Source organism: Streptomyces scopuliridis (genome assembly GCF_042790125.1).
Lineage (GTDB): Bacteria > Actinomycetota > Actinomycetes > Streptomycetales > Streptomycetaceae > Streptomyces > Streptomyces scopuliridis_A.
In genome coordinates, this window is sequence record NZ_JBHTZS010000006.1 from 231,515 (window position 1) to 254,328 (window position 22,814).

The 22,814-nt window shown below is 73.6% G+C and carries 16 protein-coding genes; 12 read left to right on the forward strand and 4 right to left on the reverse strand.

Going from position 1 to position 22,814, the window contains the following annotated elements; genetic code table 11:
* The first annotated feature begins 101 nt into the window (after window positions 1-101).
* The 6 genes from ACFRKB_RS12320 (at window position 102) to ACFRKB_RS12345 (ending at window position 13,693) form a co-directional block, all read left to right on the forward strand.
* The gene (locus tag ACFRKB_RS12320; protein WP_383105520.1) at window positions 102-1,004 is read left to right on the forward strand and encodes a DUF4132 domain-containing protein; all 903 of its coding nucleotides are present in this window, start codon (window positions 102-104) and stop codon (window positions 1,002-1,004) included.
* Window positions 1,001-6,028, forward strand: coding sequence for a hypothetical protein (locus tag ACFRKB_RS12325; protein ID WP_383105521.1), 5,028 nt, complete (start codon window positions 1,001-1,003; stop codon window positions 6,026-6,028). Before ACFRKB_RS12320 ends, ACFRKB_RS12325 begins: the two co-directional genes overlap by 4 nt.
* Window positions 6,025-7,191: an ATP-binding protein gene (locus ACFRKB_RS12330; RefSeq protein ID WP_383105523.1), complete on the forward strand. Its 1,167-nt coding sequence runs from the start codon at window positions 6,025-6,027 to the stop codon at window positions 7,189-7,191. The genes ACFRKB_RS12325 and ACFRKB_RS12330 overlap by 4 nt, the downstream gene beginning before the upstream one ends.
* A complete protein-coding gene (locus ACFRKB_RS12335; RefSeq protein WP_383105525.1) occupies window positions 7,178-11,020 on the forward strand; it encodes a DUF5682 family protein in 3,843 nt (1,280 codons plus the stop codon). Before ACFRKB_RS12330 ends, ACFRKB_RS12335 begins: the two co-directional genes overlap by 14 nt.
* Window positions 11,017-12,813, forward strand: a complete 1,797-nt coding sequence (locus ACFRKB_RS12340) for a thioesterase domain-containing protein (RefSeq protein WP_383105526.1) — start codon at window positions 11,017-11,019, stop codon at window positions 12,811-12,813. The genes ACFRKB_RS12335 and ACFRKB_RS12340 overlap by 4 nt, the downstream gene beginning before the upstream one ends.
* Before the next feature lie 70 nt (window positions 12,814-12,883).
* Complete coding sequence (locus ACFRKB_RS12345) at window positions 12,884-13,693, forward strand: SanA/YdcF family protein (RefSeq protein WP_383105528.1); 810 nt, start codon at window positions 12,884-12,886, stop codon at window positions 13,691-13,693.
* A 118-nt stretch (window positions 13,694-13,811) separates the two neighbouring features.
* Here ACFRKB_RS12345 and ACFRKB_RS12350 read toward each other — a convergent pair whose 3' ends face one another.
* The 3 genes from ACFRKB_RS12350 to ACFRKB_RS12360 all read right to left on the reverse strand — a co-directional run bounded on the left by ACFRKB_RS12350 (window position 13,812) and on the right by ACFRKB_RS12360 (window position 15,535).
* The gene (locus ACFRKB_RS12350; protein ID WP_383105530.1) at window positions 13,812-14,381 is read right to left on the reverse strand and encodes a gamma-glutamylcyclotransferase family protein; all 570 of its coding nucleotides are present in this window, start codon (window positions 14,379-14,381) and stop codon (window positions 13,812-13,814) included.
* A complete protein-coding gene (cutA, locus tag ACFRKB_RS12355) occupies window positions 14,378-14,707 on the reverse strand; it encodes a divalent-cation tolerance protein CutA (RefSeq protein WP_383105532.1) in 330 nt (109 codons plus the stop codon). The genes ACFRKB_RS12350 and cutA overlap by 4 nt, the downstream gene beginning before the upstream one ends.
* A gap of 168 nt (window positions 14,708-14,875) precedes the next feature.
* A complete protein-coding gene (locus tag ACFRKB_RS12360; RefSeq protein ID WP_383105534.1) occupies window positions 14,876-15,535 on the reverse strand; it encodes an NADPH-dependent FMN reductase in 660 nt (219 codons plus the stop codon).
* Between the two features lie 52 nt (window positions 15,536-15,587).
* Between ACFRKB_RS12360 and soxR the strand changes: the two genes are divergently transcribed.
* The 4 genes from soxR to ACFRKB_RS12380 all read left to right on the forward strand — a co-directional run bounded on the left by soxR (window position 15,588) and on the right by ACFRKB_RS12380 (window position 18,682).
* Window positions 15,588-16,043: a redox-sensitive transcriptional activator SoxR gene (gene soxR, locus ACFRKB_RS12365; RefSeq protein WP_383105535.1), complete on the forward strand. Its 456-nt coding sequence runs from the start codon at window positions 15,588-15,590 to the stop codon at window positions 16,041-16,043.
* A 37-nt stretch (window positions 16,044-16,080) separates the two neighbouring features.
* Window positions 16,081-16,875 (forward strand): aminotransferase class IV, encoded by a 795-nt coding sequence (locus tag ACFRKB_RS12370; protein ID WP_383105537.1) that lies wholly within the window; start codon window positions 16,081-16,083, stop codon window positions 16,873-16,875.
* A gap of 237 nt (window positions 16,876-17,112) precedes the next feature.
* Window positions 17,113-17,772, forward strand: coding sequence for a hypothetical protein (locus tag ACFRKB_RS12375; protein WP_383105538.1), 660 nt, complete (start codon window positions 17,113-17,115; stop codon window positions 17,770-17,772).
* A 385-nt stretch (window positions 17,773-18,157) separates the two neighbouring features.
* Complete coding sequence (locus ACFRKB_RS12380; RefSeq protein WP_383105539.1) at window positions 18,158-18,682, forward strand: class F sortase; 525 nt, start codon at window positions 18,158-18,160, stop codon at window positions 18,680-18,682.
* A gap of 113 nt (window positions 18,683-18,795) precedes the next feature.
* On the opposite strand, the gene ACFRKB_RS12385 is transcribed toward ACFRKB_RS12380, so the two are convergent.
* Window positions 18,796-19,575 (reverse strand): sulfite exporter TauE/SafE family protein, encoded by a 780-nt coding sequence (locus ACFRKB_RS12385; RefSeq protein ID WP_383105540.1) that lies wholly within the window; start codon window positions 19,573-19,575, stop codon window positions 18,796-18,798.
* 273 nt (window positions 19,576-19,848) lie between these two features.
* On the opposite strand from ACFRKB_RS12385, the gene nirB reads away from it, so the two are divergent.
* Together nirB and nirD are read left to right on the forward strand one after the other, a co-directional pair.
* The gene (gene nirB, locus ACFRKB_RS12390; protein ID WP_383105541.1) at window positions 19,849-22,404 is read left to right on the forward strand and encodes a nitrite reductase large subunit NirB; all 2,556 of its coding nucleotides are present in this window, start codon (window positions 19,849-19,851) and stop codon (window positions 22,402-22,404) included.
* Window positions 22,404-22,775, forward strand: coding sequence for a nitrite reductase small subunit NirD (gene nirD, locus ACFRKB_RS12395; protein WP_383105543.1), 372 nt, complete (start codon window positions 22,404-22,406; stop codon window positions 22,773-22,775). Before nirB ends, nirD begins: the two co-directional genes overlap by 1 nt.
* The last annotated feature ends 39 nt before the right edge of the window (window positions 22,776-22,814 follow it).

Below are 22,814 nucleotides of genomic sequence, written 5' to 3' on the forward strand. Positions count from 1 at the left end.
GGTGGTTTTCCACCACCTCACCAGCGGCGCGGGGGCGTTGTCAGACCCCTCACTTACGGTGATGGCAGTTCGGAACCAGAAGGTCGGGAAGGGGTCCTGCCATGGGCTGGGTCGAGACAACGGGCGGGTATGCCGTCGCGCTGGACGGTACGCGCGTGCTGTGCCGGAACGCCGCGGGGCGGACGCTGAAACAGGTGCCGTCGAAGCTCAGGGACGACCCGGAAGTCGTGCGGCTTCGCCAGTTGGCGGAGTGGCTTGAGCGGCACGAGCGGGAGTGCCGGGAACAGGTGGACACCTGGCTGGTGCGTTCGCTGCCGGTGCCGGTGGCGCTGCTGGCGCGGGTGTGGCCGGACGCCGCCTGGCAGTCGACGCTGCGGGATCTCGTCGTGGCCCCGGTGGGGGCGGACGGTTCGGCGGACACCGATCGTGCGGGCTTTCTGCGGGACGCCGATCCGGCGCGGGGGCTGGGAATCGTCGATCTGGACGGGGACTCGGTGTGGCTGGAGCCGGCCGGGGTGGAGACGGTGCTGATTCCGCATCCGGTGCTGCTCGAAGAGCTGGCGGAGCTGCGGGAGTTCGCGGCGGAGCTGGGGGTCGAGCAGGGCGCGGAGCAGCTGTTCCGCGAGGTGTGGCGGCGGCCGGAGGCGACCAGGGGCGCCGTGGCAGGCGGTACGGCGCAGGAGTGGCGGGCCTACGCCGACGGGAAGTTCGCGGAGCTGCGGCACGCCTCGGCCCGCGCGGTCTCGCTCGGCTACCGGGTGCGCGGCGGCCAGGCGGTCTGCCCGCTGGTGGAGGACGGCCGGCAGTTGGAGGCGGCGTACTGGCTGGGGGACGACTACCCCGAGTCGGAGACGCTGACCGGTTCGCTGGAGTGGCGTGACAGGGCGGGGCGGCGGCTGCCGCTCGCCGAAGTGGGGCCGGTCGCCTGGTCGGAGGGCGAGCGGATGGCCGCGCTGGTGTACGCGGACCGTGTGATCGAGAGCGACGAGGAGAAGGCGCTGTGAGCGACGTGCGACCGCTGAGCGGGACACCGGTGGACGGGCAGCAGGCGGACAGTCGGTCCGCGGGCGCGGGCCTTCCGGAGAAGGAGCAGTTCGGGAAAGAGCGGTTCGAGAAGGACCTGCTGGAGGCGGGCGCGGTGCTGCCGCCCGGCGGTGCCGGGGGCGATGTGCTGACGGCGCGTTCGTACGGCCATCCCGCGCTGGGCGAGCGCGCGGTGGTACGGCTGGTGCCCGGCGCGATCGGCGCCGCCGAGGATCTCTCCCTGGAGTATCTGGGGTTCGGCGCGGCCGAGGTGGCCGACGTCGGGCGGGTGAAGCGGCAGTCGCTGGGTTTCCCGGCCTGGGCGCTGGTGAACGACCCGGCCAACGGCCATCACGCGCTGGCCGTCGTCAAGGAGATGGAGCGGCTCACGCGGCTCGTCGGCACTAAGCCCGGACTGGCGAAGGAGGGGTTCGACGAGATCGGCACGCGGCTCGACCGGTCCGTCCCGCATTTCCTGCCCACCTACTACGAGCAGGTGGCACGGCTCTTCCTGGCCGTCGAATCCCGGCAGCAGGCCTCGGTGTTCTTCGGCAAGGCGCGGGCGGCCGAGCAGCGGCACGGGCTGGAGGTGGACGAGGAGCGGCTGCGCGAGGTCTTCCTGGAGTTCGCCGGAGCGGGCGCGCTGACCGGCAAGGCGCTGCGTGAGCACGCGAAGGCGCTGACGGCCCGGCTGTCGGCGGCCGAGGCGTACGGACAGTTCAGGTCGGTGTCGCTGGAGCGGTGCGCGGCCGGGCTCGCCCCGTACGCGGGCATGCTGGAGGATCTGCGGCGGCTCGCGAAGGGCGCGGGGCTGGACGCGGGCGCCGAGGAGCGGTCGCTGCTCGCCGAGATCATCCACACCGGCCCGATGAACCGCGCGGCGGGAGGCTTCTGGAAGGCCGCGCTGCCCTCCCTGGCCGCCCTCGCGGCCGAGGACCGCTCGGTACCGGAGCGGCTGCTGACGCTGCTGCCCACCACGGGCGGTGACAGCCCCGAGGAGTTCGACGCGTCCTGGCTGGCGCTGCTCGACCGGTGCGGGGCCGTCGAGTTGCTGGTGGACGGGACGGTCCCGGCCGCCGAGTGGCTGTCGTCCTGGGCCGGGCACCGGCGGCGCGGCTGGCGGACGACCGTACGCCTCGAAGCCGAACTGACCCTGGTGGAACGGCTGGTGGAGCGGCTGGTGGCCGACGGCACGCCGGTACGGCTGCTCGGCGGTTACGGACAGCATGTGACGGCGGATCTGGATCTGCTCGATGCCTGTCTGGCATGGGGCGTGCCGGTCGCCGGCCCCTCTGAGGACGCCTCGAACCTCCATCTGGCCGACTGGCTGGCGGATGACCGCGAGGGACGCAGGGATCTCGTCGCGCTGACCACTGATCCCCGGTTCACGCATCTGCTGCGCACGGACGTGGAGCAGTTGGCCGATAGCCGTGATTCCACGGAGCGGCTCGGCCGCATCGTGGACCATCCCGCTCTGCGGACCGTACTCGTGGGGTGGCTGGCCGACCGTGCCGACGATCTGTCGCGGCCCTTCGGACTGCCCGGCCTGGACGACCTGTTGCGGCGGCTCAACCGATTCTCCTCGCCGTCCGTGCTGGCGACGGCTCCGGAGGCGGTGCGGCGCATCACGGCGGTCTCGCCCGCCCCCGCCCTGGCGAGGACCTTGCGGGCGGGCATTCTCGACGAGCTGGGCTGGCCCGCCCTGGAGGAGGCGCTGCCGGGGCTCGGCACGGTCGACCCGGAGCCGTTGCACCAGTATTACGGCTCCCACGCCAATAGGTGGTACAAGACGCGGGACTCCTGGCCCGCGTTGCTCGTCAGGGTCGACACGCGGGTCGCGGCGGTCGGGCCGACGGCCGTGCTCGACCAGCGGTCGCTGACTCCCCCGGCCACCTCGCCCCGCTCCTGGGCCGCGATGACGATCCGTTACGCCGGGGGCCAGTGGCTGATCGCCAACGGGCGCGGCGACGAGCGACGGGCCGTGTGGTCGGGCCGTCCCGCCGAGGAGTTCACGCCCAAGGGCCAGCTGGAAGACCACTGGGCGGACGTCCAGACGCCGTCGTTCGAGCTGCCCGACGGGGGGCGCTGCTACGGCGGGCGGCCGGTGTACGCGGGCGACACCTCGTTCGCGGCGGAGCGCCGCCCGGTCGCCTCGGACGGGATCTCCGTATGGGTGCTGCACGAGAACGAGTGGTGGGAGTACGACCCGGGGTCGGCCCGCAGGGGCCGGGTGTCGGTGCCCGCCTTCTTCGACTCGGCGCCGGTGGGGGGCGGCGTACAACTGCTGGAGCGGGCCTGCCGGCTGCTGCCCGTACAGCCCGGTCTGGAGTCCTCGCCGTTCGGCACGAAGGACGGGCTGCTGGGCTGGTGGGTGACATACGACCCCAAGGAGCGGACGCTCACCGCCTGTTCGGTGGACGGCAACCGCGGCCCCGCCGTGCCGGTCCCGGCCGGCGCCCGCGTCGAGCATCTCACCGACGGCATTCCCGTGCCGCCGCTGCGGCTGCCCGGCGGCGCCTCGCTGCATCCGCGTGAGACCGGGGGTTACCGCGCGTCGGTCTCCCTGCACGACGCCGACGGCATCCAGCTCGCGCGGGTCGAGGACGGATGTCGGGGTGGCGCGTACGCGGCGGGCACCCCGCTGGTGCCGCCGTTGTCGTACTGGCACGCGCTGCGGCCGCGTGACGAACGGGGTTCGGCCGCGCTGCGCGCGGTGACGGAGGAGGACGCGCGAGCGCTGCTGGCAGCTGTCGCCGACGGCACGAAGGCGGAGGCGGCGGTACGCCGACTGCTGCCGGACGTCACGCACCCCGGGCTGGTGGCGGGCGTGGCAGGGCTGGTGGACGAGGCGGCCCGGCACAGCGGGCGTATCGCCACGCTCGCCGAGCACGCGGCGCGGGTGCCGGCCTCCGAGAAACCGAGGGAGAAGGTCCGGCACGCCTTCGACGCCGTTCTGGGCAACGCGTTCCACGGCTTCGCCATCGGGACGTACCAGTCCTACGGCGGCCCATTGCCGAAGCACGCGACGATCCTCGAACAGATCCGGCTGCTGCCGAAGGCGCTGGCGCCGGACGCGATCCCGGGACACACCCCGATCAAGTGGACGGGCCAGGGGTGGGTGACGCTGGCCGGAGCCGGAATGGCAGCGCTCACGCTGCGCATCGCCTCGCCCGCCACCTCCGACGAACACCGGGCCGCGCTGCTGGAGTTCTTCGACGCGGCGCTGACCGTCGAGGCGGACGGTGACGCGCTGCTCATCGACCCGCGCGGGCGGCTGCGCGTCGTGGAGCTTCGGATCCCCGGCAGCGACGGGAGCAAGCTCGCCGGTGAGGTACGGCACGCGGGGGCACGGCGGCTGGTGATCCTCGGCCGGCTGCGGTCCGACGACAAGGACGCGTACTGGCACGGCGTGGAGTACGACCCGGCCGGTGCCTTCGGTGGCTGGGACGGATGCGTGCTCATCGAGTCCGAGGTGCTGGGCGCGGCGGACGATCCGGTACGGGCGCCACTGGTGCGCCGGATCATGGAGCTGGTACGGGAGCGCGGCCCGCTGCCGTACCGCCCCGAACAGGCCGTGGACTTCGCCGAGCGGGTCGGGGTCGCGGCGGCCGTGGGCGGCCTGCTCCAGCTCGGCTCCCCGGACACGGGCGGCCCGGGCCAGGGGGCGTTGCCCGCCGCGTATCTGAAGTCGCTGGGTGCGAAGAACGCCGAGGTGGAGGCGGCGACCGCCACGCTCGGCGCGCTGAGCGTCAGGGAGCGGCGAACCTTCAGTGAGCTGCTGCTGCCGACCGGTCCGGAGCGGGTGGCGGAGCTGTGGACCACCGGTTTCGCGCTGGAACCGCTGACGGAGGCGTGGATCGCGGCGCGTGGCAGGCGACGGCCCGTGCCACCCACGCTGATCAGACAGCTGGTGGCCGAGATGGGCGGCGACACTTCGGCACAGAACGCGCTCAACCCCGAGTGCTGGCAGGTACTGACCGGCCGCACCGAACACCGGATGGCCAACCGCGGGCTGGAGCCGGCGGAGCCGCGGTCGCTGACCGGACTCACCCTCCGTACCACGGTCGACGCGCTGCGCTGGCTCGCGTACCGGCTGCCGTACGGCGACCCGCTGCGCGTGGTCCTGCCGGTCACCGTCCGCATGATGCGGGAGCGGCTGGCCGACCCCGGTCTGCTGCTGCGTCTCGGGGTCGACAAGGACACCACCAATAAAGCCGTGTCCCGGCGACTGCGCGAGGCCCGCGGCCTGCCGCCGGAGCGCGACGCCGGCGACAAGGAGATATTCGAGCTGTCACCGGCGCTGGTGCTGACGCCATCGGGATACGGGAGCCACTGGGAGCAGGTGTGGGTGCGGCCCTCGGCCGTGCTGCCCGCGGAAGGGACGGACAATCCGGACCGGGGCGAGGGCGGCCCCGACCATCCGGATCTGACGCTGCTGGCGGCGACGGCGGGCGAGGCTCCGCAGCTGAAGGCGCTGCGGACGCTGCTCAGCGCGGAGTTCATGGAGCTGATCACGGCGGACGGCCCGCCGGGCCCCCCGCAGGACCCGCGGCTCGGTGCGCCGGAGCTGGTGGTCGAGGCGGCGGAGCGGTTCGGACTCTCCGAGGACGCCGCCGTGCTCTATCTGATGCTGCTGGCGCTGCCCGATCCGACCGACCGCCACCAGGCCGAGTGGACGGGGTGGAAGCCGGCCCGGCTGAAGAAGGCGCGGGCCGAACTGGCCGCCACGGACCTGGTGGTGGAGGCCAAGCGCGCGAGGGCGGGCCGCTCGCTGTTCCTGCCCGGCGCCTGGCTGGAGCAGCCCGCGCCGCGGTTGCCCGCGGAGAGCTGGAAGACGGCACTGCTGCCGCGGGACCAGCCGCTCCCGGGGAACCTGCCCCTCTATGTGGTGCCCGACCGGACGGTGCCGGAGCTGTACAGGGCCGCGTGGCGCCGGGTCGTCGAAGGCGATGTGCCGGGGTTCGAGGAGTTCCAGGGCCGGAGCGGCCGGGGAGGCACACGATGACGGAGACGACGGCGACGGAGACGGAGACGGAGCGGGAGCCGGGGCGGCAGCTGGAGCTGCCGGAGGACCGGTACGCGGCGGAGCTGGCGTTCCTCGCGTCGTACGACGAGGGCCCGCGCCCGCCGAGGTGGCGGCTGACGCCGCGCGCGGTGGTGCTGTTCGTCTGTGGTTCGGACGGCGAGGCGCTGCGGTCGGCCGACGGTGAACAGCTGGTCGTGTCACGGAAGTTCGTGGGTGACCGGGCGCTGGTGGAGCGGTGTGTGGTGACACTGGCGGGCGAGCGCGGACTGCTGCTCGTCGGTGAGCCGGGCACCGCCAAGTCGATGCTCTCCGAGCTGCTGTCCGCCGCGGTGTGCGGCAGCAGCACGCTCACGGTGCAGGGCACCGCGGGCACCACCGAGGACCAGCTCCGCTACGGCTGGAACTACGCGCTGCTGCTGGCCAAGGGGCCGAGCCGGGAGGCTCTGGTGCCTTCTCCCGTCCTCACGGCCATGACGCGTGGCGCGGTGGCCCGGGTCGAGGAGGTCACGCGCTGTCTGCCCGAGGTGCAGGACGCGCTGGTCTCGATCCTGTCGGAGCGCCGGATGTCCGTGCCCGAACTGGCGGGCGAGGAGGGCGGGGACAGCACGGTGCACGCCGTTCCCGGCTTCACGCTGATCGCCACCGCCAACCTCCGCGACAAGGGCGTCTCCGAGATGTCCGCCGCCCTGAAGCGCCGGTTCAACTTCGAGACGGTCGGCCCCATCGGCGATCTCGACGCGGAGACCGAGCTGGTGCGCTGTCAGGCGACGGCGGCGCTGGTGCGGAGCGGGGCCACGTTCTCCGTGGACGACACGGTGCTGGAGGCGCTGGTCACCGCGTTCCGGGATCTGCGGACGGGACGGAGCGCGGAGGGCTGGGAGATCGAGCGCCCCTCGACGGTCATGTCGACGGCCGAGGCGGTGCATGTCGCCACGTCGATGGGGCTCGGCGCGGCGTATCTCGGCGACGGCCGCGATGTTCTGCGTACGCTGCCGGGCCATCTGCTCGGGACGGTACGCAAGGACGATCCGGCGGACCACGCACGGCTGTTGGGGTACTGGGACGGCCCGGTGCGCCGCCGGGCGGAGGCGGGCGCTCCGCTGTGGCGGACGCTGTGGGGGCTGCGCGATGAGCTGGGATGAGCCGGAGCGCGGTGTGGTGGGTGCGCCGACGGCCGGCGACAGGGGGCCTTCGGAGGCGCTGGCCGGGCTCGCCGGGTGCCGGGAGCCGTATCTGATCGGGGTACGGCACCACTCCCCGGCGCTGGCCGCGGCCGTACCGGCGATGCTCGCGGAGGCGGCGCCGGAGGTGCTGTTCGTCGAGCTGCCCGAGGAGTTCGCGCCCTGGCTGCCGTATCTCGCCGATCCGGCGACGGTGCCCCCGGTCGCCCTGGCCGGCGGCGGGGACGGGGCGGCGGGCGGCGGGCTGGTGTTCCTGCCGTTCGCGGAGTTCTCGCCGGAGCTGGCGGCGATCCGCTGGGCACGGGAGGCGGGGGTGGAGGTCGTTCCGTTCGACCTGCCGCTGTCGGCGCGCGCGTCCGGTCGAGGCGCGGATGCCGAGTCGGACGCGGCAGGGGCCGAGTCGGACGGGTCCGGTGAGTCCGGTGGATCGGCCTGGGCCGGTGGGGCGTTGGCCGCCGCGCTGCGGGCGCGGGCCGGGGGTCGGCCCGGGGACGATCTGTGGGACCGGCTGGTCGAGGCGGCGGCGCCCGGTTCCGGCCCGGAGGCGCTGCGGCGGGCCGCGCTGCTGGTCGGCTGGGCCCTGCGGGCGGACGCGGGCGCGGTCGATCCGTACGATCTGCGGCGCGAGGCGCATATGCGGCGTCGGCTGGCCGAGCACGGGGGCCGCCGGGCGGCGGCCGTGATCGGCGCCTTCCACGCGCCCGCGTTGCTGCGGGGCGCTCTCGCACCCGGCACCGGTTCTGGCACCGGTTCAGGCCATGGTCCTGGTCCTGGCACCGGTCCCGGTCCCGGTCCCGGGAAGGCATCGGCGGAGGTGACGGACGTGCGCGCCGCCGGGGCCGTCGTCACCTCGCTCGTGCCGTACTCGTACGCGCTGCTGGACGAGCGGTCCGGCTATCCGGCCGGGATCCGCGACCCCGAGTGGCAGCGCGGGGTGCATCTCGCGGCGGGCGATCCCGCGCTGCTGGACGATCTGCTGACGTCGACGGCGGTACGGATCTGCGCGGCCGTACGGGACGCCGGGCATCCGAGCGGGCCGGCCGACGCCCGTGAGGTGGTGCGGGTCGCGCGCGACCTGGCGGCGCTGCGCGGTCTGCCCGCCGCCGGGCGCGGTGAGCTGGCCGAAGCGGCGCAGACCGTGCTCACGCAGGGGCGGTTGTTCGGGCGGGGCCGGGTGGTGGCCGCCGCGATGGAGCGGGTGCTGGTGGGGACGCGGCAGGGCAGGCTCGCGCCGGGCACGCCGCGTTCGGGCCTGGGGCCGGCCGTGGAGGCGCTGCTCGGCGGCCTGTCGCTGCCCACACCGGCCGCGCCCGGCCGCCGGGAGCTGCGTCTCGACGCGCACCGCGGCGATCTGGACCGACGCCGTGAGCTGTGTCTGCGCCGGCTCGCCGCCTGCCGTGTCCCGTACGGGGAGGAGGGCGCGGTGGCGGGCGTGGGCGACGCCGCCCCGCTGACCACGCGCTGGGTCGTGGCCTGGTCGCCGTCGACCGCCGCGATGCTCGATGTGGCGGGCGTTCACGGGGTGACGCTCGAACAGGCGGCGGCCGGGATGCTGCGCCGACGGCGTGCGGCGGAGCACGAGCGCGGCGGGCCGACCGCGGCCGAGGTGCTGTCCGGTCTGGAGGAAGCGGCGCGTTGCGGACTGCCCGCGCTCGCCGCGGAGCGGCTCTCCGAGGCCGCCGGACTGCTGCCCGCCTCCGGCACCCTGCCCGAACTGCTCGCCGGTCTCGCCCTGTTGGACAGGCTCGGCTCGGGCCATCTGCCGGGGCTGCGCGCCGGGTGGGAAGGGGACGCGCTCGGCGCGGCGTACGAAGAACTGGCCGCGGCCGGGGTCCGGGCGCTGGACGGGCTCGCCGGCTCCACCGAGCCCGCCGACGCGCGCGCCCTGGTCTCGCTGGCCCACAGGGCGGCGGCGGAGGGTCGGCCTCGTACTGGACGTACCTGGACGAGTCCCGCAACGCGGCGAGGCGCCGTACCGGACGCCGCGGGCCCGCGCGGCTCGACCGGGCAGGACCTCGGCGGCGGGTTCCGGCTCGACGCCGCGCTGAAGCGCCTCGACGCCGGGGCGACTCCGCTGATCCGGGGTGCGGCCGGGGCGGCCCGGGTGCTGCTGGGGCTGCGGGACGCGGCGGAGTTCGGCACGCGTCTGGCGTCCCGAGCGGACAGCGCGACGACCCCAGAACTCCGCGCCGACCTGGCCGGATTCCTGCGCGGGACGCTGCTCGCGGCGGGCCCGCTGCTGGAGACCGGCCGCGCGCTCGATCCGTTGCTGGAACGGATCGAGGCCCTGCCCGACCGGGGGTTCCTGGACCGGCTCCCTTCGCTGCGCGCGGGATTCGACACGCTCTCCCCGGCCGCCCGCTCCCGGCTGCTCGCCACGGTGGAGGACCGTACGGGCCTCGCCGCGGGCGTCCTCCCCGGGGCGCTGTCGGATCCGGCGGCGCTGGCGCTGCTTGCGGCGGCCGATCTGGCGGGCCGCGAGGCGCTGGCGGCGCGGGGATGGGGGGCGGAGGTCTTGGCGGAGGTGGTCCGTAACGGTTCCGGCGACTCCGAGAGCAGCAACAGGTCCGACAGCAACGACAGTTCCGGTAGCGGCGACAGTTCCAGTAACTCCGGCATGTTGGGCCACCGCTCCCCCGGTGGGAGCGACGACCCGCCCGGAGCCATCGCCCTCACCCCCGGTGAGCGGTGGCGACTGCTGCTCGGGCGGGGGCGGGAGCTCACGGGCGGAGCCGCCCGGATCGCCGGCGCGCTCGACGAGTTGTACGGGTACGGGCGGGGCGAGGGCGCGCGCGGTGAGGAGCGTGACGCGGGTGGTTCCCGGGGCGGGCACGAAGAGTCGTATCCCGATGTCCGTTCCTGGTCCGAGGAGTTGGCGGCGCTGTTCGGGCCCGGCATACGGGAAGAGGTGCTGGCCGCCGCTGCCGATACGGGACGGCTCGACGCCGCCCTGGAGCTGGACCCGGCCGCGGCTCGGCCGTCGGTGGAGCTGCTGCGTACCGTCCTCTCGTACGCCGGCGGCCTCCCCGAGCATCAGCTCGCCCGGCTGCGGCCCCTGGTGGCCCGGCTGGTGGCCGAGTTGACCGAGGCGCTGGCCAGCCGGCTGCGCCCCGCCCTCACCGGCGTCTCCCATCCGCGCCCGACCCGCCGCCCCGGCGGGCCGCTGGATCTCGCCCGTACGCTGCGCGCGAATCTGGCGACCGCCCGCCGCGATCCGGACACCGGCGCGGTGACGGTCCTGCCCGAACGGCCCGTCTTCCGTACGCGCGCCCATAAGGCGGCCGACTGGCGGCTGGTGCTGGTCGTGGATGTCTCGGGCTCGATGGAGGCGTCGACGGTCTGGGCCGCGCTCACCGCCTCCGTACTGGCCGGTGTCCCCACGGTGAGTACGCACTTCGTCGCGTTCTCCACCGAGGTGCTCGACCTCACCGACCAGGTCGACGACCCGCTCGGCCTGCTGCTTGAGGTCCGGGTCGGCGGCGGTACGAACATCGCGCGCGGGCTGCGCCACGCCCGTGAGCTGGTGACGGTGCCGTCCCGCACGCTGGTCGTGCTGATCAGCGACTTCGAGGAGGGCGGCCCGGTCTCCCCGCTGCTCACGGAGGTACGGGCGCTGGTCGACGCGGGCTGTCATGTCCTGGGCTGCGCCTCGCTGGACGACGAGGGACGGCCCCGGTATTCGGCCGGGGTGGCGGGGCAGTTGGTGGGGGCGGGGATGCCGGTCGCGGCGCTCAGCCCTCTGGAGCTGGCCCGCTGGGTCGGCGAACGCGTAGGAGGTGCGCACCGATGACGGAATCCGCCGCGGTACTGCCGCCGGTGACCGCCGAAGTGGCGGCCGGGGCACTCGATCTGCTGCCCGCGCGGCTGCGCAAACGCGTGGACGGTGCGGTGGCGAAGGCCGCCGGCTGGCCGGTGGAGGCGACGCCGGACGGTGTCGTGGTGCGGGTCGCCGAGGACACGGCCGTGACGTTGCGGGTCACGGCCGGGATCGTGGCCGACGCGGAGGACGCGGTGTGCGGCTGTCTGCTGGCTCCGGCCTGTCTGCACCGCGCTGCGGTCCTGTCCGTCGCCCCTCTCGCGGTCGGGAAAGCGGAGGAAGCGGAGGGAGCGAGGGAAGAGCAGGCGGAGGAGGACACGGAGGAGGGGACGGAGAGCGGACAGGATGAGCCTGCGGTACCGGCGCCCGCGATGGCCGGCGAACCCGCCCTCACCCCGGCCCAGTCCACGGCTCTCGACGCTCTCCGGGGCGCCGTGACCGCCGTCCTGGTCGCGGGTGCGTCCGGCTCCGGCGCGGTCCACCGCGCCGAGTTGCTCCATGCCGCCCACTCGGCGCGGCTGGCCGGGCTGCACCGGCCGGCCGGCACGGCGGTCCGGATCGCGCGGCTGCTGAGCGAGGCCCGTTCCGACGACCCGGCGTTCCGGCTGGCCGGACTGTCGGGCGAGCTGGCGGAGCTGCTGGATCTGGTGCGCCGCCCCGCCGCCGCCCTCTCCCCGGCCCGCCGCGACTACCGGCCCGAAGGGCCGCTGCGGCTGCACGGGCTGTTCACCGAGCCGGTGGTGACCGCGTCCGGATACGCGGGCGCCACGGTCTACGCGCTCGCGCCCGACGGCACGCTCCGTACGCTCTCGGACGTCGCTCCCGGCGGACCGGAGCGCGCGCTCCAGGCGTCGGGGACGCCGGTGCCCGGTGGCTGCGCGCTCGGGCTGCGGGAGTTGGGCGACGGCGGCGGGGTGATCCTCACGGCGCCCACCGTCTCGCCGGACGGCCGGATCGGTGGTGGTGGAGCGGTACGTTCCGTACGGGCCGCCGGCGCGGGCTGGCGGGAAGCACCGCTCGCCGCTCTCTGGGAGCGGCCACCCGCCGAGCAACTGGCTTCGGTGCTCGGCTGGTTGTCCGAGCCCGTCGACGCCCGTACGGCGGGCGGCGATCTGCTCTTTCTCGACGGCGTCGTCACCGGCACGGGCTTCGCCGTGACCGCGGGCCCCACGCTGCGGCTCGCGGCGCCCGACGAGCGGCCGGAACTCCCCTACGCCGAGAACCTGTCGCTGCTCGCGAGCCGCCGCGGGCTCGCGCTGCGGCTGATCGCCCGGGTGGTACCCGACCGGCCCGACCGGGTGCGGGTGCTCGCCGCGTCCTGGACCGGCCATGACGGGGAGCCCGTCCGCGCGGATCTGGGACTGCGCCTGCTCAACCGCTCGCACATCCCGGCCGTACCGCCCGTACCGGCGGGACTCGCGGCACCGGTGGAGGAAGGGGCGCCTCCCGCGTTCCCCGCCGAGCTGGACCTGCTGCGCAGGACCGTGGACCGCGCGGTCGCGGGCGGCCGGGCGGTGTCGGCCGCGTCGGCGGACGGCGAACTGCCGCGCCGACTGCGGGCGGTGGGCCTCACCACCGGCGCGCGGCGGGTCGAGGCGCTGACGGACGCGGCGGCGGACCGCCGCCATGACGTCCTGGGCCGGCTGCTGCCCGCCGACCCCGGGGGCTTCGCCCTGGCCTGGCTGGCCGCGTCGGTCTATGTGTCCGCGGCGACCGCGTCGCTGCTGCTGGCGGCCTGGACACCACCGGACATATCCGCGAACTGATCGACGCCGTCGATCGTCGTACAGAGCAGAGCGGGGTGAACGGGGAATCCAGGACCACTCAGGGGGGACCATGCCACTGCCGAAGCCGTCACGCCTGCGCGGGCTACGGCTGCCTGCGCCACGGTCGCGCGGGCTATGGCCGCGCGCGCTACGGCTGACACGCCGGCCACGGCTGCCGGGAGAGCGGGCGGAGGCGCGCGGGCCGCGTTTCCGGCTGACCCGACGCCGCCGGAGACATCTCGTGCAGGCCGTCATGCTCGGGTGCGCGCTCGCGCTGGCGCCCGCGACGTGGATGCACGCGGTCGCGGACAGCCGGATCCGTACGGTCGCGGAGGTCCCCGCGCGGGACGTCGCCGTGGTGTTCGGCGCCGGGCTGTGGTCCGGCCGGCCGACGCCTTATCTCGCCCATCGCCTCGACGCGGCGGCGGAGTTGTACCGCGCGGGGAAGGTGAAGGTCGTGCTGGTGACCGGGGACAACAGCCGGGAGGAGTACGACGAGCCGGACGCGATGCGGACGTATCTCGTCGGACGCGGGGTGCCGGACGACCGGATCGTCAGCGACTACGCGGGGTTCGACACCTGGGACTCATGCGTACGGGCCAAGAAGATATTCGGGGTCGACCGGGCGGTGCTGGTGACTCAGGGATTCCATGTCCGGCGCGCGGTGGCGCTCTGCGGGGCGGCGGGGGTCGAGTCGTACGGCGTCGGTGTCGCGGAGCCGCATGACGCGACCTGGTACTACGGCGGGATACGGGAGGTGTTCGCCTCGGGGAAGGCGGCGGCGGAGGCGCTGGTACGGCCCGATCCCATGTTCCTCGGACCGGCCGAGACGGGGGTGGCCGAGGCGCTGGCGGCGGGAGGTGGCGGCGGCGCCCGCTGACGCCCGCCGCACCGTCCGCCGTCCCCGCCGTCCTCGCCGTCCCCGCCACCGCCGCCGTCCCCGCCGTCCTCGCCATCGCCGCCAACCCCGTCATCCCCGCCCATCGCGTCCGGTCAGCTCAGCGCCCGCGGATGTGGGCGAGCCAGTCGCCGTCCGCGATCAGCCGCCCGCGCGCCCGTAGCGCGTGGGCGACGTGTGGCGCCGCGAAGTACACCCATGCCCTGGCCGGGGTGGCATCGGCCCGCAGGACGTCGCGGGCCACCCGTACATACAGGTTGCGCGGATCGCCGGGGGCCGCGTACTCCTCCAACTCGTCGAGTACGGCGAGCAGTTCGTCGTACTCCTCCGGCTTCGCCGTGACGAGTTCGCCCATGACCGCTCCGGAGGCGACCGTGCCAGGGGCGGCCGTACCGGCGGCCTCGATCGCGTACGGGTAGCCGGGGCCGTCGTACAGCAGCGCTCCCGCCAGCCTGGCCGGTTCCTCCACGGCTACGCGTCCGCGCAGGAACAGGTCGTGATTGTGCTCGCCCGGCCGCAACGTGCCATAGACGAAGAACGGAAGCCCGCCCTCGGGCCCGTCGTCACGCCCCTCGCCGGGCCCGTCGTCACGCCCCTCGCCGGGCCCGTCGTCACGCCCCTCGCCAGCCCCGGCGCCGCCCCCGGCTCCGGTCCCGAACCCGGCCCTCATCGCGCGACGGTCTCCTCGGCGATCCACGTCAGATACTCCGCGCTCCCCCGCACCACCGGCGTGGCGATGATCTCCGGAGTCTCGTAGTCGTGGGCCTCCTTCAGATGGGCCTCCAGCGCGCCATAGCGGGCAGCGGTGGTCTTGAAGAGGATCTGCCACTCCTCGCTGGTCTCGATCGCGCTCCGCCAGCGGTACACGGAGGTGACCGGCGCGGAGATCTGCGCACAGGCGGCGAGCCGGGCCTCGATCACGCCCCGGGCAAGGTCCTCCGCCTTGTCGGCGCTGTCGGTCGTGGTCAGCACGGTCAGGCACTCGGCGAGCGGCACGAGCGGACTCCTTCGGGTTCCGGATGATCGATGCGGGGCCGGGGGACCTTACACCGCGAGGGCGGCGGACCGCGAGGCGTACAGCCACGCGTACGCCCGGTAACCCGGCTGCCCGTCACCCGGGCCCTGTCCGGCTTCCCGTAACCGGGGCCGGGCGGCCCGCCGCCGTCAACCGGCGTACGGGCGGGCGGACTTCGCCTCGCGCAGCGCCAGCCCCCACCACGCCAGCCGGTCGAGCATCGTCCGCGCGGCGGCGTCGCACTCGGCGGGGTCGCGGTGCCGGCCCTCGGCGTCGAAGTGTGCGTGCGCGTTGTGGAAGGAGACCGTGTCCCGGACGGTGACGGCGTGCATCTCGGCGAAGATCTGGCGCAGTTGCTCGACGGCGCGCAGCCCGCCGGACAGCCCGCCGTACGAGACGAAGCCGACGGGCTTGGCCTGCCATTCGACGAAGTGCCAGTCGATCAGCGCCTTGATGGCGGCGGGGAAGGAGTGGTTGTACTCGGGGGTGAGGACGACGAAGGCGTCGGCGGCGGCCAGCGTCGGGGTGACCTTGTCGAGTTCGGCCCGTACGGCGGGTCCCGGGCGGGAGGAGAGGGGGGCCGACAGGTCCGTGTCGGCGAGATCGATGAAGGTCGTGGTGAAGTCCTGGTGCTCGGCGGCGTGGGAGAGGAACCAGTCCGAGACGACGGGACCGAAGCGGCCTTCGCGGTTGCTGCCCAGGATGACGGCGAGCCGCAGTTTCCGCTCCTTCCCGGTGTGTCCGTCGGTGTGTCCGTCGGTGTGTCCGGGCACGGCTGTGATCGCGGCTTCCCGCGTGGTGAGGTCCATGGGAAGAGCGTCATACTTCAACCTTGGTTCAGGTCAAGTTACGCTGACCCGCATGACGCATCTCGCCTGGAACGCCAAGGAAGCCACCGTCGGTGAACTGGCAGAACGCAGCGGCGTCGCGCCCTCGGCACTGCGCTTCTACGAACGCGAGGGGCTGATCAGCAGCCGCCGTACGACCGGGAACCAGCGCCGCTACAGCCGGGACACGCTCCGCCGCGTCGCCTTCATCCGTACCTCGCAGCGCCTCGGGATCCCGCTCGCCACGATCCGTGAGGTCCTGTCGCTGCTGCCGGAGGACCGTACGCCCACCCAGGAGGACTGGGCGCGGATCTCCGAGTGCTGGCGCGACGACCTCGACCGGCGCATCCGGACGCTGCGACGGCTGCGCGACAACCTCGCGGACTGCATCGGCTGCGGCTGTCTGTCGCTGGACCGCTGCGTGCTCTCCAACCCGGGCGACGAACTGGCCGCGCACGGGCCGGGACCGCGCCGGCTGATAGAGGACTGACCGATCGGCGATCGCGGACCGGCATACCGTGAGGCGCATGACGACTACCGCCACCGCACCACAGCTGCTGATAGAGGTCGACGGCCGGCCCGCCACCGAGGCCGACCTGCGGCTCCGCGCGCTCGACACGTACGGGCACTTCACCGCCATGCAGATCAGGGACGGCCGGGTACGCGGTCTGGACCTCCATCTCGCCCGGCTGGACGCCTCGACCCGGGAGTTGTTCGGCGCCGGCCTGGACGGCGAGCGGGTACGTGCCCTGCTCCGGCACGCGCTGGGTGAGGTGCGGGACGCCTCGGGGCGGGTCTATGTGCACTGGCCCGACGGGGCGGACGAGGCGAGCGTGATGGTCACGGTACGGCCGCCCGCGGCTCCGGACGGGCGGGCGCGGAGCCTGATGTCGGTCCCGTATCTGCGCCCGGTCCCGCACATCAAGCATCTGGGCGGCTTCGCCCAGATCCACTACGGGCGGCTGGCCAGGGAGGCGGGCTTCGACGACGCGCTGCTGACCGGCGAGCGCGGGGTGGTGGCCGAGTCCGCGATCGCCAATATCGCGTTCTGGGACGGCGATTCGGTGGTCTGGCCGGACGGACCGTTTCTGACGGGCATCACCATGGCGCTGGTGGAGCCCCGGCTCCCGGCCGCCGGTCTGCCTTCGGTACGCCGTGAGGTCACCCTGGCGGACCTGCCCCGGTACCGGGCGGCCCTGGTCACCAACTCGCACGGGATCGCCCCGGTGAGCCGGATCGACGACACGGTCTTCCCGGGGGACGCGGCGCTGCTGAAGACGGTGACCGAGCTGTACGACGGGGTGGAGTGGGACCGCGTCTGAGCGGACGGGACCGCCGCCCGCACCGCGCCCGGGGTCACCCGTTCAGCGCGCCACGGGCGGCGACGCCGACAGATCGCCACCGCTCCGCCGTGACCTGCGACGACACCGGCGCGCGGGCCCGGCACACGGCGTGCGGCCGGTGAATCTGATCGCCCATCAGCAGGCGTGCGCGCCGTGGGGCGCCTTATCTCGGAGGTGACGAGTACCGCGCTGTCGCCAGCCTCGGAGGATGCCACCATGCCCATCACCGCCCCCCTGCTGACCCGGACCGCGCTGGCAGCCGCCGCGATAGCCCTGACCGTCGCGGGCAACACGGCGGCCTTCGCCGAGGACCGCGACGGTAGCTGGGACGCCGGCCGTGGCAACGGCCCGGAGGGCAGTTGGGACGCCGGCGGTGCCCGCGGCCCGGAAGGCGGTTGGGACGCCGGCGGTGGCAACGGCCCGGAAGGCAGTGGGGAGAGTGGACGTGACCGCGGGAGACCGGGCCGGCTGGAGCTGTCCCCCAAGCATGTGCGCCCCGGCACCACCGTCACCGCGAAGACCACCGCCTGCGGACGCGACGGCCGCGCCCGGGGCTTCGCCGCGTCCGCCGGCGCCGGGGAGTTCAGACTCGACCGCGTCGCCGGCAAGGAGGCCGTGGCCGGAAAATTCCGGGTGGCGCACCACGCCAGAACCGGAAACCACAGGATCCGTGTGCGCTGTGACAACGGCAGGGAGGCCCACGGCGACCTCTTCGTGGAGCACGGCGGGCCGACCGGTCATGTGAGAACGGGGGTCGGCGGCAGCGTCACCACCGACACCACCCAGATCGCGGCGGGCGTGGCCGTTCTGGCCTCAGCCGCCGTCGGCGGGACCTGGCTCCTGCGTCGCCGGGCGAGCGGCACGCAGGCGAGCTGACGGGCCGGCCTCCACCGCCCCGGTCCCGCCCCGCGTCCCCGTCCCCGTCACGCTCATCGCTGACGGGGGCGGGGAACCTCTCCTCTCGGAAATCGGAACGCGGAACTCGAACTCGGACAACGGAACTCGGACAACGAAAAACAGGAGATCAGGACTGATGACCGCCAGGGCCAGGCGCAGAGGCAGAAGCAGAGGCATGTACGGGGCCGGTGACGGTGCCGGATGCGGGTGCGGCGCCATATGCGGAGGGGGCGGCGGCAGAGGCGGACGCGCGTGCGGAGCCGCCGGCCGGACCAGGGGCGGAGGTTCGGGCTGGCTGATAGCCATCCCCGTCTGTATCGGGATCTGGCTCGTCCAGAACGGCTCCGAGCCCGTGACCCCGCCCATGCCGACCGCCGCCGAGGCCTTCGCCGCGGGCCCCGGCAGCCACACCGGGCCCGCCGCCGCCCCGATGGATTCCTCGGCCCCGGTGCGGCTGAGCATCCCCGAGATCAATGTGAACGCGCAGGTCCTCGGCCTGGGACTGGGGCGCGACGGCAGTCTCGACGTACCGCCGCCCGGCATCCGCAACATCGTGGGCTGGTACAAGGACGGCGCCGCCCCGGGCGCCAAGGGGACCGCGATCGTCGCCGGTCATGTCGACAACGCGCAAGGACCCGCCGTCTTCTACGAGCTGGGCACGCTCAAGAAGGGCCACCACATCGAGGTGACACGCGCGGACGGCCGTACCGCCGTCTTCACGGTCGACGCCCTTGAGGTCTACGACAACGCCGAGTTCCCCGACCGCAAGGTGTACGGGGCCACGAACCAGGCGGAGCTACGGGTGATCACCTGTGGGGGCGGTTTCGCCAAGAAGGGCGGCTACCAGGGCAATGTCGTGGCGTACGCCCATCTCACCGGGTCGAAATAGCACGGAGGCAGGCCACACCAACCGCGCCGCGCTGCCCCCGCCCGACCTCGCACGACCGCGCGCCCCGCCCACCCCGACCACGCGCCCCGCCCGCCCCGACCACGCCCGCGCGCTCACGCCGTCCACTGATCGAACGCGAGCTTCGCGATCAGCGAGAACACCACCACCAGCAGCACCCCGCGCACGAACTCGCTCCCCTTCCGGAGCGCCATCCGCGCTCCGGCCATCCCGCCCGCCAGATTGAACACCGCCATCAGCGCGGCCAGTTGCCACAGCACGGTGCCCTGGTAGGCGAACATCGCGAGCGCGCCGCCGTTGGTGCAGACGTTCACGATCTTCGCGGTGGCGGAGGCCGTCACCAGATCGAGGTGGAGTACGGCGGTGAGCGCGAGCACCAGAAACGTTCCTGTGCCGGGTCCGAACAGCCCGTCGTAGAAGCCGATCCCGCCGCCGACCAGCACGATCGCGGTGACCGTACGCGCCCTGGTGACCGGGCCGCCCGCCCGCGTCCCGCCGAACGACGGCCGCAGCAGGACGAAGGCCGCCACCCCCAGCAGCACCACCATGATCACGGGCCGGAGCGTCTCGCTGCTGATCCCGGCCGCGAAGAAGGCACCGGTCATCGAGCCGGCGAGGGCCGCGAGCCCGATCCGTACGGCCGTCCTCACCTCGACCGGCGCCTTGCGCACATAGGTCACCGCCGCGCCCGAGGTACCGACGATGGCGACCGCCTTGTTGGTGCCCAGGATGTGCGCGGCGGGTACGTGCGGCAGCCCGAGGAGCATCGCGGGCAGGAGCAGCAGCCCGCCGCCGCCCACCACGGCGTCGATCCAGCCGGCCGCCCCGGCGGCGAGGCAGAGCACAACGAGCATGGTCAGCGAGATGTCGGGCATGATCGCGACCCTATGGAGGGGATGTGTGCCCCGTCCATGGATCCCGGAAGAGTGTGAGATTGGCGGCTCGGGCCGAAGAATGAGCGGCTCGGGCCGGAGGACTGGCGGCTCGCGCCGAAGAGCTGGGCGGCGCCGACCCCTCACACCTCCACCGTCGCCGCGCTGAGCGCAGCGTTCCGCCCGCGAAATCGCGGCGATCCGGCCGGGTAACAGCCGCCGCGCAGGCTCCTGTGCATGACCCAGCGATGCCGGCCCCCGGCGGAGGTTTCCGAGATGTCCACCCCCACGATCGTGGTCGTCGGCCACGGCATGGTCGGCCAGCGGTTCCTGGAGGCTCTCGCCGAGCGGGGGGTGACCGAGCGGGCCCGGGTCGTGGTCCTCTGCGAGGAGCCGCGCCCCGCCTATGACCGGGTGCGGCTGACCTCGTACTTCGACGGCCGTACGCCCGAGGACCTCAGCCTCGTGGAGCCGGACTTCATGGCGCGGCACGCCATCGAGCTGCGTCTCGACGACCCGGCGGAGACCGTCGACCGCGCGGCCCGTACGGTCACCTCGCGGTCCGGTCACACCGTCCGTTACGACACGCTCGTCCTGGCGACCGGCTCGTACCCCTTCGTGCCGCCCGTGCCGGGCAAGGACGCGACCGGCTGTTTCGTCTACCGCACGATCGAGGATCTGCTCGCGATCGAGGAGTACGCGATGACGGCCCGCACCGGCGCGGTCGTCGGCGGCGGGCTGCTCGGGCTGGAGGCGGCGGGCGCGCTCAAGGGGCTCGGGCTCGACACGCACATCGTGGAGTTCGCCCCCCGGCTGATGCCCGCGCAGGTCGACGAGGGCGGCGGCGCGGCCCTGCTGCGGACGATCGAGTCGATGGGACTGACCGTCCACACGGGTGTGGGGACGCGGGAGGTGACCACGGACGCCGACGGGACCGTCACCGGGATGGCGCTGTCGGACGGCTCCTCGCTCGACACCGATCTCGTCGTCTTCTCGGCGGGTGTGCGCCCGCGCGACCAGCTCGCCCGCGACGTGGGGCTGACGGTCGGGGAGCGCGGCGGCATCGTGGTGGACGAGCGGTGCCGTACGTCCGACCCCGCCGTCTTCGCGATAGGCGAGTGCGCGCTGGCGTCGGACGGCCGGGTGTACGGGCTGGTGGCGCCCGGGTACGAGATGGCGACGACGGTCGCCGACCTCCTCGCGGCGGACGGGGGCCGGCCGGCCGGCACCGGCTTCACCGGCGCCGATCTGTCGACGAAGCTGAAGCTGCTGGGGGTGGACGTGGCGTCGTTCGGTGACGCGCACGGCGCCGCGCCCGGCTGCCTGGACGTCGTCTACTCCGACCCGCGGGCCGGTGTCTACAAGAAGCTGGTGGTGGACGGCGCGGGCACCCTGCTCGGCGGTGTGCTCGTCGGGGACGCCGACGCGTACGGCATGCTGCGCCCGCTCACCGGGAGCGTACCGCCGGTCCCCGCCGCCCAGTTGGTGCTGCCTGCCGGGCTCGGCGCGCCGGCGGCGATGGGCCCGGAGTCCCTGCCGGACGAGGCGGTGATCTGTAGCTGCCACAACGTCAGCAAGGGCGCCATCAGCGCCTGCTCGTCCCTCCCCGAAGTGAAGAAGTGCACCAAGGCCGGCACAGGCTGCGGAAGCTGTGTCAAGGTGATCGGCCAGTTGCTGGCCGCGAGCGGCAACGGCCCCGCCGACCAGGGGCTGTGCGGCTGCTTCCCGTACACCCGGGCCGAGTTGTACGAGATCGTCCGTACCCTGCGCGTCACCTCGTACGCCACGCTGCTCGACTCGCACGGCCGGGAGAGGGCGCGCGGCGGTGACGGCTGTGAGATCTGCAAGCCCGTCGTGGCCTCGGTCATCGCCTCGCTCGCGCCCACGCTGGGCGTCAGCGGCTATGTCCTGGACGGCGAGCAGGCGGCGCTCCAGGACACCAACGACCACTTCCTCGCCAATATCCAGCGCAACGGCTCGTACTCGATCGTGCCGCGCATCCCCGGTGGTGAGATCACTCCCGAGAAGCTGATCGTGATCGGTGAGGTGGCCCGGGACTTCGGCCTTTACACCAAGATCACGGGAGGCCAGCGGATCGATCTGTTCGGCGCCCGGGTGGAGCAGCTGCCGCTGATCTGGACGCGGCTCGTGGACGCGGGATTCGAGTCGGGGCACGCGTACGGAAAGTCGCTGCGTACGGTCAAGTCCTGTGTGGGGCAGACGTGGTGCCGCTACGGCGTCCAGGACTCGGTCAGGATGGCCATCGGTCTGGAGCTGCGCTACCGGGGCCTGCGCTCGCCGCACAAGCTGAAGTCGGCGGTGTCGGGGTGCGCGCGGGAGTGCGCGGAGGCGCGCGGCAAGGATTTCGGGGTGATCGCCACGGCGAACGGCTGGAACCTGTACGTCGGCGGCAACGGCGGTGCCGATCCGCGCCACGCTGACCTCCTCGCGCAGGATCTCGGCGACACCGAACTGGTACGGCTGATCGACCGGTTCCTGATGTTCTACATCCGTACCGCCGACCGGCTGGAGCGGACGGCGGCCTGGCTGGAGCGGATCGAGGGCGGGCTCGGCCATGTGCGGGACGTGGTGGTCCATGACTCGCTCGGGCTCTGCGCGGAGCTGGAGCGGCTGATGGCGGCGCATGTGGACGGCTACCGCGACGAGTGGGCGGATACGGTCAACGACCCGGAGCGGCTGCGCCGGTTCGTCTCGTTCGTCAACGCGCCGGACACCCCTGACCCGTCCGTGAAGTTCGTACCGGAACGCGATCAGGTCAAGCCGGATCTGACGTTTCTCACCCTGACGACGCGTGAAGGAGCCAACGTCTGATGAGCCGACCCCTTTCCTCCTCACCGACGACCCTCGAACTGCTTCTGGACGACGGATGGTTCGCGGTCTGCGATCTGTCCGCGCTCACCCCCGGGCGCGGAGTCGCCGCGCTGCTCCCGGACGGAGATCAGGTGGCGGTCTTCCTGGACCGCGCGGGCCGCCCGTACGCGATCGGCAACCGCGACCCGTTCTCGGGCGCGCAGGTCCTGTCGCGCGGGCTGACCGGTACGCACGAGGGACGGCCCTTCGTCGCCTCCCCGCTGCTCAAACAGCGCTTCGACCTGCTCACGGGCCGCTGCCTGGACGACGACGAGGCCGCCGTCCGCGCGTACGAGGCCCGGATACGGACGCCCGCACCCGTGCCCGCGTAGGGCGTACGGATCCGCCGGTCGTGCGCCGTCGTGTCCGGT

Bases quoted from the DNA above. Each gene is read 5' to 3' on its own strand.
- ACFRKB_RS12320 (WP_383105520.1), top strand. From the start codon at position 102: ATGGGCTGGGTCGAGACAACGGGCGGGTATGCCGTCGCGCTGGACGGT.
- ACFRKB_RS12330 (WP_383105523.1), top strand. From the start codon at position 6,025: ATGACGGAGACGACGGCGACGGAGACGGAGACGGAGCGGGAGCCGGGG.
- ACFRKB_RS12335 (WP_383105525.1), top strand. From the start codon at position 7,178: ATGAGCTGGGATGAGCCGGAGCGCGGTGTGGTGGGTGCGCCGACGGCC.
- ACFRKB_RS12340 (WP_383105526.1), top strand. From the start codon at position 11,017: ATGACGGAATCCGCCGCGGTACTGCCGCCGGTGACCGCCGAAGTGGCG.
- ACFRKB_RS12345 (WP_383105528.1), top strand. From the start codon at position 12,884: ATGCCACTGCCGAAGCCGTCACGCCTGCGCGGGCTACGGCTGCCTGCG.
- ACFRKB_RS12350 (WP_383105530.1), bottom strand. From the start codon at position 14,381: ATGAGGGCCGGGTTCGGGACCGGAGCCGGGGGCGGCGCCGGGGCTGGC.
- ACFRKB_RS12360 (WP_383105534.1), bottom strand. From the start codon at position 15,535: ATGGACCTCACCACGCGGGAAGCCGCGATCACAGCCGTGCCCGGACAC.
- soxR (WP_383105535.1), top strand. From the start codon at position 15,588: ATGACGCATCTCGCCTGGAACGCCAAGGAAGCCACCGTCGGTGAACTG.
- ACFRKB_RS12370 (WP_383105537.1), top strand. From the start codon at position 16,081: ATGACGACTACCGCCACCGCACCACAGCTGCTGATAGAGGTCGACGGC.
- ACFRKB_RS12375 (WP_383105538.1), top strand. From the start codon at position 17,113: ATGCCCATCACCGCCCCCCTGCTGACCCGGACCGCGCTGGCAGCCGCC.
- ACFRKB_RS12380 (WP_383105539.1), top strand. From the start codon at position 18,158: ATGCCGACCGCCGCCGAGGCCTTCGCCGCGGGCCCCGGCAGCCACACC.
- ACFRKB_RS12385 (WP_383105540.1), bottom strand. From the start codon at position 19,575: ATGCCCGACATCTCGCTGACCATGCTCGTTGTGCTCTGCCTCGCCGCC.
- nirB (WP_383105541.1), top strand. From the start codon at position 19,849: ATGTCCACCCCCACGATCGTGGTCGTCGGCCACGGCATGGTCGGCCAG.
- nirD (WP_383105543.1), top strand. From the start codon at position 22,404: ATGAGCCGACCCCTTTCCTCCTCACCGACGACCCTCGAACTGCTTCTG.